The sequence below is a fragment of the Rhodanobacter soli genome (assembly GCF_040548735.1).
GTDB classification, from domain to species: Bacteria; Pseudomonadota; Gammaproteobacteria; order Xanthomonadales; family Rhodanobacteraceae; genus Rhodanobacter; species Rhodanobacter soli_A.
Genome location: NZ_JBEPSD010000001.1, coordinates 285,078 through 299,307 on the forward strand (window position 1 = coordinate 285,078; position 14,230 = coordinate 299,307).

Genomic DNA, 14,230 nt, shown 5'->3' on the forward strand with positions numbered 1-14,230 from the left:
GAGGCCGGATGAACGGGCGATCGAAATGACGGGCAAGTTGTCACGCAAGTCCGTATAATCGGTTAATTCGCCCTTCAAAAACCTGCGTGACGGCCACCGAGCCGCCCGAGTCGATCCCATGTCCATCGAAAAATTGCGCAACATCGCCATCGTCGCCCACGTCGACCACGGCAAGACCACCCTCGTCGATTGCCTGCTCAAGCAGTCCGGCACGCTCAACGAGCGCACCGTGCTGGCCGAGCGCGTGATGGACTCGAATGACCAGGAAAAGGAACGCGGCATCACCATCCTGGCCAAGAACACCGCCATCACCTGGCGGGGCAACCGCATCAACATCGTCGACACGCCGGGACACGCCGACTTCGGCGGCGAGGTGGAGCGCGTGCTGTCGATGGTCGACTCGGTGCTGATCCTGGTCGACGCGATGGACGGCCCGATGCCGCAGACCCGCTTCGTGACGCAGAAGGCGTTCGCGATGGGCTTCAAGCCGATCGTGGTGATCAACAAGGTCGACCGCCCGGGCGCCCGCCCCGAGTGGGTGGTCGAGCAGGTGTGGGATCTGTTCGACCGCCTGGGCGCCACGCCGGAGCAGATGGACTTCCCGATCGTCTACGCCTCGGCGCTGAACGGCTACGCCGGCCTCAACGACGACGTGCGCGAAGGCGACATGACCCCGCTGTACGAAGCGATCATGCAGCACGTGAGCAAGCCGGACGTGGATCCGGATGGCCCGTTCCAGATGCGCATCAGCCAGCTCGACTACAACAGCTTCGTCGGCGTGATCGGCATCGGCCGCATCCAGCGCGGCGTCCTGAAGAAGGGCATGCCGGTCGCCGTGATCGATCGCCATGGCAAGAAGCGCCAGGGCAAGGTAATGCAGGTGCTGGGCTTTCTCGGCCTGGAGCGGATCGAGCAGGACAGCGCCGAGGCCGGCGACATCGTCGCGATCTCGGGTATCGCCGACCTGACCATCTCGGACACCGTCTGCGCGCTGGATACGCCCGAGGCGTTGCCCGCGCTGACCGTGGACGAGCCGACGATCTCGATGACCTTCCAGGTCAACAACTCGCCGTTCGCCGGCAACAAGGATCTGTCCGGCGGCAAGTTCCTGACCAGCCGCCAGCTGCGTGAGCGTCTGGATCGCGAGCAGGTGCACAACGTGGCGCTGAAGGTCGAGCAAGGCTCCGACGCCGACAAGTTCCTGGTCTCCGGCCGCGGCGAACTGCATCTGTCGGTGCTGATCGAGAACATGCGCCGCGAAGGCTACGAACTGGCCGTATCGCGTCCGGAAGTGATCATCAAGGAGATCGACGGCCAGAAGATGGAGCCGATCGAGCAACTGGTGGTCGACGTGGAGGAAGTCCACCAGGGCGCCGTGATGGAAAGGCTCGGCGTGCGCAAGGGCCAGCTGAAGAACATGGAGTCCGACGGCAAGGGTCGCGTGCGCCTGGATTACGAGATTCCGGCGCGTGGCCTGATCGGCTTCCAGAACCAGTTCAAGACCCTGACCCAGGGCTCGGGCCTGCTGTTCCACGTGTTCGACCACTACGGTCCGAAGGAAGAAGGCCAGATCGCCAAGCGCCTCAACGGCGTGATGATCGCCAACGCCGGCGGCACCACCCCCGCGTATTCGCTGGGGCCGCTGCAGGATCGCGGCAAGCTGTTCGCGGCCGAGGGCGACAACGTGTATGAAGGCCAGCTGGTCGGCATCCACGCCAAGGACAACGACCTCACCGTCAACGTGATCAAGCCCAAGCCGCTGACCAACATGCGCGCCTCGGGCAAGGACGATGCGATCCAGCTGACCCCGGCGATCAAGTTCTCGCTGGAGCAGGCGCTGGACTTCATCGACGACGACGAACTGGTCGAGGTCACCCCGAAGGAAATCCGCCTGCGCAAGAAGCACCTCACCGAGAACGACCGCAAGCGCGCCTCGCGCGGTTGAGTCGTCGCCTCGTGTGATGAAACGGAAGGCCGCCGCAAGGCGGCCTTCTGCTGTCAGGCCGACGCAGCCTTCGCTTTCGCGCCCATCACGCGCAACCCCGGCCGCTGCCGCGCCAGCTTGCGCAGCAGCTCGGCGAACGCCTGCAGGTCGTCGTGCCAGGGCGAGGCGTCGCGCCAGTACAGCGCGATCTCGCGGCCCGATGCCGGCCCTTTCAGCCTGGCCAGCGCGACGTTCGGCATCGATGCCAGCCGCTCGTGCGCCAGCGCGGGCACCAGCGCGTAGCCGCCGCGCAGGCTGACCAGGGCGGCCAGGCTTTCCAGGCTGACGTCCTGCACGTGGCCGTGCTCGTTACCCTCGCAGTGCAGGCCATCGGCGTGGCTCTCGGCCATCAGTGTGGCCTCGGCCGGGTCGAGCTGGTCCAGCGCGATGCTGTCCTGGCCGGCCAGCGGATGGTCGGCGCGCAGCATCAGTTCCCATGGCTCGAAGAACAGCGGGCGCGAGGCGATACCGCTGACCGTCGCTGCCGGCGGCGCCAGCACCGCATCGAGCTCGCCTTCGCTCAAGCGGCGCAACAAGCCGCGTGGCTTGCCCTCGGAAATGCCCAGCCGCGCGCCCGGGAAATGCTGCGGGAACGGCGCGATCAGGTGCGGCAACAGGTACGGACCCAGCGAAGCCGGCACGCCCAGCCGCAGCTCGCCGCCGAAGGCGACTTCGCCGGCACGGGCGACCTGCTGCAAATGTTCGGCCGAAGCCAGCACCGCGTCGATCTGCTGCAGCAACCGCTGGCCGCCGGCGGTCGGCACGATCTTCCGGCCGCCACGTTCGAACAGCGGCGCGCCCAATGCCTGCTCGACCTTCTGCACCTGATGCGACAACCCGGACGGGCTGATGTGCATCGCCCGCGCCGCGCTGTTGAAACTGCCGTGGCGATGCACCGCCTGCACCAGCGCGAGATCGCGCAGCGAGACGGCGGCCAGGCCCATCGAAATCATCGAATGCTGCATGTCATCAAAGGCGTTTGCGTGCGGTGGTCATCGGGCCCATCCTGTGTGGTGAAGTCAGGCCACGAGCGTTGGCGCAGTGTACCCGCCGGCGCGACCCGGCAGGCGCCCGCAAGCCATGCGCACCGCCCATCACGGCGGCGGACCGGTTCGCGGCCGCGCAGGGTTTGGGCGATAATTGCGTTTTTGCCGGGCCGGCGACCTCCCCATCGCCATCGTTCGATCATCCCAGCCGCAGGATCAGCCAGGAGCAGCATCATGAAAGACACCTTTTCCGCACGCGACACCCTCGAGGTCAACGGCAAGCAATACGCCTTTGCCAGCCTGACCAAGCTGGGCCAGCGCTTCGACCTGAAGCGGCTGCCGTACTCGATGAAGATCCTGCTGGAAAACCTGCTGCGCCACGAAGACGGCATCGACGTCACCGCGAAGGAAATCGAAGCGGTCGCCACGTGGGACGCGAAGAAGGAACCGGATACCGAAATCGCCTTCATGCCGGCGCGCGTGCTGCTGCAGGACTTCACCGGCGTGCCCTGCGTGGTCGACCTGGCCGCGATGCGCGACGCGATGAAGGCGCTGGGCGGCGACCCCACCCTGATCAACCCGCTGTCGCCGGCGGAACTGGTCATCGACCACTCGGTGCAGGTGGACGTGTTCGGTACGCCTGACGCGCTGGAGCGCAACGTCGAGATCGAATTCAAGCGCAACCAGGCCCGCTACAGCTTCCTGCGCTGGGGCCAGAAAGCGTTGAGCGACTTCAAGGTGGTGCCGCCGCGCACCGGCATCGTGCACCAGGTGAACCTGGAGCACCTGGCCCGCGTGGTCATGGGCAGCGAAGTCGACGGCCAGCTGTGGGCGTATCCGGATACCGTGTTCGGCACCGACTCCCACACCACCATGATCAACGGCCTGGGCGTGCTGGGCTGGGGCGTGGGCGGCATCGAGGCCGAGGCGGCCATGCTCGGCCAGCCCTCCTCCATGCTGATTCCGCAGGTGGTGGGCTTCAAGCTGTCCGGCCGTCTGCCGGAAGGCGCCACTGCCACCGACCTCGTGCTCACCGTCACCCAGATGCTGCGCAAGCAGGGCGTGGTCGGCAAGTTCGTCGAGTTCTTCGGCCCGGGCCTGCAGCATCTGCCGCTGGCCGACCGTGCCACCATCGGCAACATGGCACCGGAATACGGCGCCACCTGCGGCATCTTCCCGATCGACGCCGAATCGCTGAAGTACCTGCGCCTGTCCGGCCGCAGCGACGAGCAGGTCGCGCTGGTCGAGGCGTATGCCAAGGCGCAGGGCCTGTGGCACGACGAAAACAGCGCGCACGCCGAATTCACCACCACGCTGGAGCTGAACCTGGCCGACGTGAAACCGTCGATGGCCGGCCCGAAGCGCCCGCAGGATCGCGTGCTGCTCACCGACGTGCAACAGAATTTCCACGAGAATCTCGGCGCCACCACGGTCAACCGCAACGGTGCCGAGGCGCGTTTCGCCAACGAGGGCGGCGGTACCGCCGTCGGCCGCGAAAAAAGCGCGAAGTCACCCGGCCAGCACGTGCTGCGCAACGGCGAGGAATTCGATGTCCATGACGGTTCCGTGGTCATCGCCGCGATCACCTCGTGCACCAATACCTCGAACCCCGCGGTGATGCTGGCTGCCGGCCTGGTGGCGAAGAAGGCCGCCGCCAAGGGCCTGAAGTCCAAGCCGTGGGTGAAGACCTCGCTGGCACCGGGCTCCAAGGTGGTCACCGACTACCTCGAAAAGACCGGCCTGCTGACCGAGCTGGACAAGCTCGGCTTCTACCTGGTCGGCTACGGCTGCACTACCTGCATCGGCAACTCCGGCCCGCTGCCGCAGGAAATCAGCAAGGCGATCAGCGACGGCGACCTCACCGTCGGCGCAGTGATCTCCGGCAACCGCAACTTCGAGGGCCGCGTGCACGCCGAAGTGAAGATGAACTACCTGGCTTCGCCGCCGCTGGTGGTCGCCTATGCGCTGGCCGGTTCGCTCGACATCAACCTGAGCACCGATCCACTGGGCAAGGGCGCCGACGGCAAGGATGTCTACCTCAAGGACATCTGGCCGACCAACCAGGAAATCAGCGACCTGATGGCGGGCGCGGTCACCTCGGACATGTTCCGCAAGAACTACGCCGACGTGTTCAAGGGCGACGAGCGCTGGAGTTCGATCGACTCGCCGGATGGCGACCTGTATGCGTGGGACGAAGCCTCCACCTACATCAAGAACCCGCCCTACTTCGACGGCATGACCATGGCGCTGACCCCGGTCGAGGACATCCACGCCGCACGCTGCCTGGGCCTGTTCGGCGACTCGATCACCACCGACCACATCTCGCCGGCGGGCGCGATCAAGAAGGATTCCCCGGCCGGGCGTTTCCTGATCTCGCGCGGCGTGCAGCCGATCGACTTCAACTCCTACGGCTCGCGCCGCGGCAACGACGACGTGATGGTGCGCGGCACGTTCGCCAACATCCGCATCAAGAACCAGTTGCTGGACGGCGTGGAAGGCGGCTTCACCCGCCACATCCCCAGCGGCGAACAGATGTCGATCTACGACGCGGCGATGAAGTACAAGGAAGAGAAGACCCCGCTGGTGGTCTTTGCCGGCAAGGAATACGGCACCGGTTCCTCGCGTGACTGGGCCGCCAAGGGCACCCTGCTGCTGGGCATCAAGGCGGTGATCGCCGAAAGCTTCGAGCGCATCCACCGCTCCAACCTGGTTGGCATGGGCGTGCTGCCGTGCACGTTCAAGGATGGCGAGAATGCAAAATCGCTGGGCCTGACCGGCAACGAGGCGTTCGATATTACCGGCCTCGACAACGGTAACTCGAAGAGCGCCACCGTGACTGCCACCGCCGCCGATGGCAGCAGCAAGCAGTTCGGCGTGAACGTGATGCTGCTGACCCCGAAAGAGCGCGAGTTCTTCCGTCACGGCGGCATCCTGCAGTACGTGCTGCGTCAGCTGGCCGGCAAGAAGGCCGCCTGAATTTCGGCGTGACTCCTGCAACGAAAAACCGCCCCGGACTCCGGGGCGGTTTTCGGTGAGGGGCTCCAGCGAATCGTTACAGCGAATGTTTCCAGCTGGCCGTGTAGCAGCGCCATTCGCCATCTTCCTTGCGCCACGCGGATTCGACCTGGTACAGGCCCAACTGGTCGGGCAGCAGGCGGCCGCCGCTGGTCAGCGTGACCGTGAAGGTCGCCACCATCCGTTCGCCACGAGGCTCGATCGATACCGGCCCCATGGTCACGCCGACGTGCTCGCCGCGCAGCGACAGCAGCCGGATCATGCCGGTCAGTCCACGCCGGTCCAGTTGCCCCGCATTGCCGTCGAAGTCCTCGCTCAGCGGGGCGCCCACATCGCCGGCCGAACCCGCTTCAGCCGCCTGCGCGATCGACGCGATGGCTGCGCGCACCTGCTCTTCGTCCGGTGTGCGCCGGCAGGCCGACAGCGCCAGCGACAACAGCGCGAGAGCGATCAACAGGCAGACGGTTTTTCTCGGTGCAATCATCGACGGAACTCGCTGCAGTGCGGCTTGCCACTATACGCGGGCGTATGCTCCAATCCATTGGCACATGGCCCATGATGGATGCTGACGCCATCTGATTCCATCATCTGATCCATCGTCATCGACAAAAAACAGGGAACCAGAGCATGAGCAATGAACGTCCCTGGCTGGAGAACTATCCAGCCGGCGTACCCGAACAGATCGACGTCAGTCAGTATGCTTCGGTACCGGCGGTGCTGGAGGAGGCGTTCACCCGCTTCAGCGACCGCCCGGCGTTTGCCAGTTTCGGCCGCCAGCTCAGCTACGGCCAGATCGATGCGATGAGCCGCCAGTTCGCCGGCTACCTCACCGGCGTGCTCAAGCTCGGCAAGGGCGATCGCATCGCGATCATGATGCCGAACGTATTGCAGTACCCGATCGCCCTGTTCGGCGCGCTGCGGGCCGGCCTGGTGGTGGTCAACACCAACCCGATGTACACCGCGCGCGAACTCAAGCACCAGCTCGAAGACGCCGGCGCCCGGGCGATCGTGGTACTGGACAACTTCGCCGGCACCTTGCAGCACGTGGTGGCCGAGACCCAGGTGCAGCACGTCATCACCACCGGCATCGGCGATCTGCTCGGCTTCCCCAAGGGCCCGCTGATCAACTTCGTGCTGAAGCACGTGAAGAAGATGGTGCCCGCGCTCGATCTGCCGCAAGCCGTGCGCTTCCGCGACGCGCTGGCGCGCGGCGCGGCGCATCCGTTGCAGCCAGTGACGCTGACCCACGACGACATCGCCTTCCTGCAATACACCGGCGGCACCACCGGCGTGGCCAAGGGCGCGATGCTGACCCACGGCAACATGGTGGCGAACATGCTGCAGGCCGCGGCCTGGATCGGCACCGACCTGGTCAAGCCGGGCGAAGAGGTGATCATCACCGCGCTGCCGCTGTACCACATCTTCTCGCTGACCGCGAACGGCCTGGTGTTCATGCGCCTGGGCGGGCTCAACTGGCTGATCACCAACCCGCGCGACATGCCCGGCTTCGTCAAGGAACTGCGCAAGTCTGGCTTCACCGCGCTGACCGGCGTCAACACGCTGTTCAACGGCCTGCTCAACACGCCCGGTTTTTCCGAACTGGATTTCTCGAAGCTGCACCTGACCCTGGGCGGCGGCATGGCGGTGCAGCGTGCCGTGGCCGAACGCTGGAAGAAGATCACCGGCTGCACCCTGGCCGAAGCCTATGGCCTCACCGAGACCTCGCCGGCGGTGTGCATCAACCCGCTCGACCTCAAGGAATACAACGGCTCGATCGGCCTGCCGGTGCCGTCCACCAATGTGGCGATCTGGTCGGAGGACGGCACGCCGCTACCCGTCGGCGAGGTCGGCGAACTGATGGTGCATGGCCCGCAGGTGATGAAGGGCTACTGGAACCGCCCGGACGAGACCGCCAAGGTGCTCGGCGCCGACGGCTGGCTGCATACCGGCGACATCGCGAAGATGGACGCGAACGGCTACTTCTACATCGTCGACCGCAAGAAGGACATGATCCTGGTGTCCGGTTTCAACGTGTACCCGAATGAGGTCGAGGATGCGGTGATGGCACACCCCGGCGTACTCGAGGTGGCGGCGGTCGGCGTGCCCGACGAGCATTCCGGCGAGGTGGTGAAGCTGTTCGTGGTGCGCAAGGACCCGAACCTCACCGAGGAGGCGCTCAAGCAGTTCTGCCGCGAGAACCTCACCGGCTACAAGCGGCCCAAGCTGATCGAGTTCCGCGACAGCTTGCCGAAGAGCAACGTGGGCAAGATCCTGCGCCGCGAATTGCGCGACGAGAACAAGCCCGCCGCCTGAGTGCTTCCCGCCAACGGAAACGCCCGCATGATGCGGGCGTTTTCCTGTGGGCGATGGTCAGTCCTTCCAGTATTCCAGGATGTCGGCATAACCGCCCAGCAAGTTCCACAGCGGCACCTGCTTGTCCTCGGGAATGCGGCTGTACGAAAAACCGATGTGATGATCGGAGATGCGCGCCACCACGGCCTCGAGGTGGATATGCAGGTTGTTCCCGAAGATCATGTCGAGCACCCAGCTCTGCCCGACATGTCCCGACCAGCCCAACGGGCGGCGCAGCAGCGCGCCGGTAGCCGAGATATCCACCAGCTCGGTCGGATGCGACTCGCCGTTGCTGCTCATCAGCACCGTCGTCTCGATCTGCATGCGCGCCGGACGCAACTGCTCCGGTCCACTGCCATCCTGCCCGTTTTTGTCGATCGCCATCGGTTCCACCACCTGTTTTGCGCTTGCGCCCGGCAAGAGCGCTGTGTTCAACGTCATCCTGAAATCTTTCTGCCGCATCCTTCGCTGACAACGCCGTTGCGCCGCGTCGGTCGGGATTGTCAATCGCTTCCAAGCAATCGTCATGCCATCCCGCCCAGCCGCCTCATCGGGTGGCGCTGCCATCGCACCCGACCGCATGGGGATCCGGGTTCGGCCGGAGTCCGCACCACGCTCGCGCCCTCAGGACATCGTCCATCACTGCGTCCATGGTCGACGAACGCGACGCTGACGCCGGCCCGGCTCATTTCGACACATTAGGTCACATGCCGCCCTTTCCGTACCGGACGCATCGATTTCTTCGGGCACAATCCGCGTATTGTGCCCGTCGAGAATACCGGCGCGAAACAGGCAGGCGCACCGGATCGTCACCGCCGCCAACCGCGGAAGCATCGGTTGGCCCGCGCTGGACTTGGTGCCGGCTAACCGCTACTCTTGACCCACGCGTGGCTCCATGGAAAATGTTTGCCGAGCACTTCCGGCACCCTTGGCGTCCATTCGATCGCTCTCGAACCGACCAGTGAACAGCCGGTGGCGTCGTTTCCCGCCCTCCCTGGCTTGGCGTCGTTGCCGTGGCTGACAACCCGCAGTGGCGCGCGATGGTCGCTGGCGACCTGCCTGACCGAACCACCACCGAGTGGCTTCGTCATGCCCGTCGTGATGATGGCGTCCGCCGCGCCTCGAACAAGTGTGAAGAACGCAGTACCCCGGGAATGCCGCCTCACCGCCGTGTTCCGAGTACGGACATCCCATGCCGTGTCGGCTTGTGAATGACTCCGATCATGTTGAACGCACTGCCAGCCGCTGAAGACGGCCCCATGACATGTATTGATGAGCACTGAGCCCGTCGAGCCACAGAGCCTGGTTACCGCACCGCAGGACGCGTTTGCGTCGGTACCTCAACAGCAGGAAATGCCGCTGGCCATCGTGCGCGGTCAGCCGATGCTGCAGATGCCGCAGGATCTGTACATCCCGCCGGACGCGCTCGAGGTCATCCTGGAATCGTTCGAGGGTCCGTTGGACCTGCTGCTGTACCTGATCCGCCGGCAGAACCTGGACATCCTGGATATCCCGGTCGCCGAGATCACCCGGCAGTACATGACCTACATCGAGTTGATGCGGGACGTGATGCGGCTGGAGCTGGCCGCCGAATACCTGCTGATGGCCGCGATCCTGGCCGAGATCAAGTCGCGGTTGCTGCTGCCGCGCCCCCCGGTCGAGGAAGGGCTGGAAGAGGATCCCCGTGCCGAACTGGTACGGCGCTTGCAGGAGTACGAGCGGTTCAAGCGTGCCGCCGAGGACATCGAGGCCATGCCCCGGCTGGAGCGCGACAGCGTGGTGGTGCATGCCGACGTGGGCGAACGCAACGTGATCAAGTTGCCGCCGCCGCTGGAGCTGACCGAGCTGCTGCTGGCACTGAAGGACGTGATGCACCGGGCCGAACTGTTCGGGCATCACGCAATCAAGCGCGAGGCGCTCAGCGTGCGCCAGCGCATGGGCGAACTGCTGAGCCGGCTCGACGACAGCAGCTTCCACCGCTTCGAGAGCCTGTTCGACATCAGCGAAGGCCGCCTCGGCATCGTGGTGACGTTCCTGGCGATGCTGGAGCTGGCCAAGGAAATGCTGATCGAGATCGTCCAGGAAGAGCCATTGGCGCCGATATACGTAAAAGCGAAGGTGAGCCACGCCGAGGAACTCGTCGACGCACCGGCGGACGACGCACAAGCGGGCGAATCGGCACTGATCGAATCGTCCGGCGAATGAACGACATCCACTGAGCGGTACCGATCAAACCGGCATCCGAACCCAAGGTTATGCAGATCGAGCAACTCAAACCCATCATCGAGGCCGCCCTGCTGGCCTCCACCCAGCCGATGACCGTGCAGCAGCTGGGCGAGCTGTTCGGCGAGGCCGACGACGTCAATCGCGAGCAGATCGCCAAGGCGCTCGAGGCGCTGGCCGGGGACTGCAGCGGCCGCGGCATCGAGCTGAAGGAAGTGGCTTCCGGCTTCCGTTACCAGGTGCGTCAGGACGTGCACCCGTGGATCTCGCGGATGTGGACCGAGCGGCCCAGCCGTTATTCGCGCGCGCTGCTGGAAACGCTGGCGCTGATCGCCTACCGCCAGCCGATCACCCGCCCCGAGATCGAGCAGATCCGTGGCGTGGTGGTGTCCTCCAACATCATCAAGACGATGGAGGAGCGCGAATGGATCCGCGTCGTCGGCTACCGCGACGTACCCGGCAAGCCGGCGCTGTTCGGCACCACCCGCGCCTTTCTCGACTACTTCAACCTGAAATCGCTGGACCAGCTGCCGCCGCTGTCGGAAATCCGCGACATGGAAGACCCGCAGATGCGCTTCGAGCCGGATCCCCTGCCCGCCCGCATCGTGCGCGACCTGTCGATCGACCCGGACGCGGACGCAGCAGCCGAACTGGAACACGAAGCCGACAGCAGCGATACCGATACCGAACACCACGCATCCGCGGACACCGCAGATGCTGACGACACCACGGCCGACGCCGACGCGCCAGCCGCTTCATCCGAGTCCGACGAACCCGGCTCCGACACGAGCCCATCCGTCGATCACCCGATTGCCACTGCCGACGAGGCAGCGAACCCCGCCGCGGACGTCGAACCCGACACCGCCGAGCAAGATCCCGAGGAGTACCGCGCATGAATGCGCCGCAAAAATCCGTTTTATCCCTGAAGCGCGAACCGCGTGCCGACAGCGACGCCCCCGCCCTGGAAGAGCGCCTGCACAAGGTGCTGGCCAACGCCGGCCTCGGCTCGCGCCGCATGCTCGAGCAGCGCATCCAGTCCGGTGAAGTCGAACTGAATGGCGCACCCGCCGAAATCGGCATGAGCGTGAAGGCCGGCGACCGCGTGGTCATGGACGGCAAGCAGTTCGTCGTCGCCACCGACAGCCGCGACGACACCGAAGTGCTGGTCTACCACAAGCCCGAGGGCGTGCTGACCACTCGCGACGACCCGGAAGGCCGCCCCACCGTGTTCGAACAGCTGCCGCGCCTGAAAGGCGCGCGCTGGGTCGCCGTGGGCCGGCTCGACATCAACACCACCGGCCTGCTGCTGCTGACCACCGACGGCGAACTGGCCAACGCGCTGATGCACCCGAAGAGCGGCCTGGAGCGCGAATACCTGTGCCGCGTGCATGGCGAAGTGCCAGACGAGATCATCGAACGGCTGAAGGCCGGTGTGGAGCTGGAAGACGGCCCCGCCCGCTTCGACGAGATCGCCGTGATCAGCCGCGGCGGCAGCCATAGCTGGTTCCGCGTGGTGATCCGCGAAGGCCGCAACCGCGAAGTGCGCCGCCTGTGGGACTCGCAGGGCTTCCTAGTCAGCCGCCTCAAGCGCATCCGCTACGGCAAGATCGAGCTGCCGCGCAACCTGCGCCGCGGCGAATGCGAAGCGCTCGACGCGGAAAGCGTCAAGCAACTGCGCCAGACCACCGGCCTCGGCGTGCCGCAACCGGTGCTGACGCTGAGCCCGGTGCTGCACCAGCGTCGCGCCAATCGCAGCGTCACCGAATACCGCCCCGAGCGCGGCAGCAGCACCGCCTGGACCGGCGGCCAGGACGAGGCGCGCGAACTGCGCGCCTACGACCGCATCCGCGAAGAACCCACTCGCGGCCGCAAGCCGCCGCGTCGCGACGGCAAGGAAGTCAACGGCAACCTGGCCCGCCCCGAACGTGGCGCAGCGGCAGGCAGGTCCGGCGGCAAGGGTCGGCGCGTGGCACCAGGCCAGGAGCTGCCATCGGTGCGCACGTGGTTCGCCGGTGAAAGTCGCGACGGCAGCAGTCGTCCCGGCGCACCGCGCGGCAACGCCGGTGGCGCGGCCGGCAACCGTCGTCCGGCGGGCGGCAAGCCGTTCGGCGCACGCAGTGGCGGCGGCGAAGGCCGTCCTGCCGGCAGTCCGTACAGCGGCTTTGCTGGCGAGTCGCGTGGCCCCGGCCTGGGCGGCAACCGTGCACCGGGCAATCGTGGCGCTCGCCCACAGGGCCAGGCCCAGGGTAATCGCGCACATGGCAACCCGGCGCGGCCGCAGGGTCAGGGCCAGAGTGGCAATCGCCCCGGCGGCCGACCGCAGGGCCAGGGCGGCAACCGCCCGCAAGGCGGCGCCCGTCATGGCGGCCCGGCCGGCGGCCGGCCGCCGGGCCGCGGCGGCAACCGTTCGGGCAATCGCTGAGCCCCGGCCTGACCATTGGAGAGTGACGGAACGATGGTGCGCATCTACCACAACAACCGCTGCTCCAAGTCGCGCGCCACGCTGGCGCTGCTGGAGGAACACGGCGGCGAAGTCGAGGTGGTCAACTACCTCGACACGCCGCCGAGCGCGACCGAACTGGCCGTGTTGCTGAAGCAGCTGGGCATGACGGCGCGCGAACTGTTGCGTACCGGCGAAGCGGAATATCAGTCACTCGGACTGGATGACCCGGCACTTGATGATGACGCCCTGATCGCCGCCATGGTGGCGCATCCGAAGCTGATCGAACGTCCGATCGTCGTGGCCAATGGCAAGGCCGCGCTCGGCCGACCGCCGGAAGCGGTGCTGGCGATACTCTGAGCTGGCATGGGTTCTCCAACAAAAAGCCGCCCATGAGGCGGCTTTTTGTTGTCCACGATGAAGCATGGATCAACCCGGATCGAGCGAGAACGTGTCGGCATCCATCCACGCCGGAAAGCGTTCACGATGCGCCAGCAGCGGTGCCGGATCCAGCGTGACCGTCACCACCTGCTCCTGCGTGCCCAGTTCCACCAGCGGCTCGCCGACCGGGCCGATCACCGCGCTGTCGCCGGCATAGGGAATCTCGTTGCCGTCCACGCCAACCCGGTTCACCCCGACCACGTAGCTGAGGTTCTCGATCGCCCGTGCACGCAGCAACGTGCGCCAGGGTTGCCGGCGCGGCGCCGGCCAGTTCGCCACGAACAGCGCCAGGTCGTAATCCATGCCGCCATTCGCCGAAGCCAGCCGGCGATTGCGCAGCCACACCGGGAAGCGCAGGTCGTAGCAGACCTGCGGCAGGATGCGCCAACCCTTCAGCTCCACGATCAGGCGCTGGCTGCCGCTGCCGTAGCGGGTGTGCTCGCCGGCCATGCGGAACAGGTGGCGCTTGTCGTACTGCTCGAAGCTGCCGTCCGGCCGCACCCACAGCAGGCGGTTGTAGACGACGCCATTCTCGCGGATCGCCAGGCTGCCGCAGATCACCGCACCCGCCTCGATCGCCAGCGCGCGCAGCCAGGCCACGCCCTCGCCGTCCATGGTGTCGGCGCTGGCCTGGATGTCGTTGCTGAAGCCGGACAGGAAGGTCTCCGGAAGCACGATCAGATCGCTGCCGATGGCCTGGCGCACCAGCGCGCCGTAGTAGTCGCGATTGGCCGGTGCGTCGTGCCAGCGGGTGGCGCCCTGCACCAGCGAGACCCTTAGTGTTTGCAT

At 66.1% G+C, this 14,230-nt stretch carries 11 protein-coding genes; 7 read left to right on the forward strand and 4 right to left on the reverse strand.

Annotated elements, in window-relative coordinates; genetic code table 11:
• Positions 1–118: 118 nt before the first annotated feature.
• Positions 119–1,945 carry a translational GTPase TypA gene (gene typA / locus ABIE04_RS01310; protein ID WP_354546789.1) on the forward strand — a complete coding sequence of 609 codons (1,827 nt, stop codon included), beginning with the start codon at positions 119–121 and terminating at the stop codon, positions 1,943–1,945.
• A 53-nt stretch (positions 1,946–1,998) separates the two neighbouring features.
• Here the strand turns inward: typA and ABIE04_RS01315 are convergent, their stop codons facing one another.
• The gene (locus tag ABIE04_RS01315) at positions 1,999–2,949 is read right to left on the reverse strand and encodes a LysR family transcriptional regulator (RefSeq protein WP_354546790.1); all 951 of its coding nucleotides are present in this window, start codon (positions 2,947–2,949) and stop codon (positions 1,999–2,001) included.
• A gap of 255 nt (positions 2,950–3,204) precedes the next feature.
• Between ABIE04_RS01315 and acnA the strand changes: the two genes are divergently transcribed.
• A complete protein-coding gene (gene acnA, locus ABIE04_RS01320) occupies positions 3,205–5,946 on the forward strand; it encodes an aconitate hydratase AcnA (protein ID WP_354546791.1) in 2,742 nt (913 codons plus the stop codon).
• Positions 5,947–6,022: 76 nt separating this feature from the next.
• Here the strand turns inward: acnA and ABIE04_RS01325 are convergent, their stop codons facing one another.
• Positions 6,023–6,469: a hypothetical protein gene (locus ABIE04_RS01325; RefSeq protein ID WP_354546792.1), complete on the reverse strand. Its 447-nt coding sequence runs from the start codon at positions 6,467–6,469 to the stop codon at positions 6,023–6,025.
• Positions 6,470–6,612: 143 nt separating this feature from the next.
• Here ABIE04_RS01325 and ABIE04_RS01330 point away from each other — a divergent pair, with 143 nt between their 5' ends.
• Positions 6,613–8,298, forward strand: a complete 1,686-nt coding sequence (locus ABIE04_RS01330; protein WP_354546793.1) for a long-chain-fatty-acid--CoA ligase — start codon at positions 6,613–6,615, stop codon at positions 8,296–8,298.
• Positions 8,299–8,355: 57 nt separating this feature from the next.
• Here the strand turns inward: ABIE04_RS01330 and ABIE04_RS01335 are convergent, their stop codons facing one another.
• Positions 8,356–8,721, reverse strand: a complete 366-nt coding sequence (locus ABIE04_RS01335; protein WP_354549742.1) for a PilZ domain-containing protein — start codon at positions 8,719–8,721, stop codon at positions 8,356–8,358.
• A gap of 888 nt (positions 8,722–9,609) precedes the next feature.
• Between ABIE04_RS01335 and ABIE04_RS01340 the strand changes: the two genes are divergently transcribed.
• Genes ABIE04_RS01340 through arsC form a run of 4 tightly spaced genes read left to right on the forward strand, consistent with a single transcriptional unit; the run spans position 9,610 to position 13,360 of the window.
• Positions 9,610–10,542, forward strand: coding sequence for a segregation and condensation protein A (locus ABIE04_RS01340; RefSeq protein ID WP_354546794.1), 933 nt, complete (start codon positions 9,610–9,612; stop codon positions 10,540–10,542).
• A 50-nt stretch (positions 10,543–10,592) separates the two neighbouring features.
• The gene (gene scpB, locus ABIE04_RS01345; protein ID WP_354546795.1) at positions 10,593–11,456 is read left to right on the forward strand and encodes an SMC-Scp complex subunit ScpB; all 864 of its coding nucleotides are present in this window, start codon (positions 10,593–10,595) and stop codon (positions 11,454–11,456) included.
• Positions 11,453–12,982, forward strand: coding sequence for a pseudouridine synthase (locus ABIE04_RS01350; RefSeq protein ID WP_354546796.1), 1,530 nt, complete (start codon positions 11,453–11,455; stop codon positions 12,980–12,982). Before scpB ends, ABIE04_RS01350 begins: the two co-directional genes overlap by 4 nt.
• A gap of 33 nt (positions 12,983–13,015) precedes the next feature.
• Complete coding sequence (arsC, locus tag ABIE04_RS01355) at positions 13,016–13,360, forward strand: arsenate reductase (glutaredoxin) (protein WP_354546797.1); 345 nt, start codon at positions 13,016–13,018, stop codon at positions 13,358–13,360.
• A gap of 69 nt (positions 13,361–13,429) precedes the next feature.
• Here arsC and ABIE04_RS01360 read toward each other — a convergent pair whose 3' ends face one another.
• The gene (locus tag ABIE04_RS01360) at positions 13,430–14,230 is read right to left on the reverse strand and encodes an amidohydrolase (RefSeq protein WP_354546798.1); all 801 of its coding nucleotides are present in this window, start codon (positions 14,228–14,230) and stop codon (positions 13,430–13,432) included.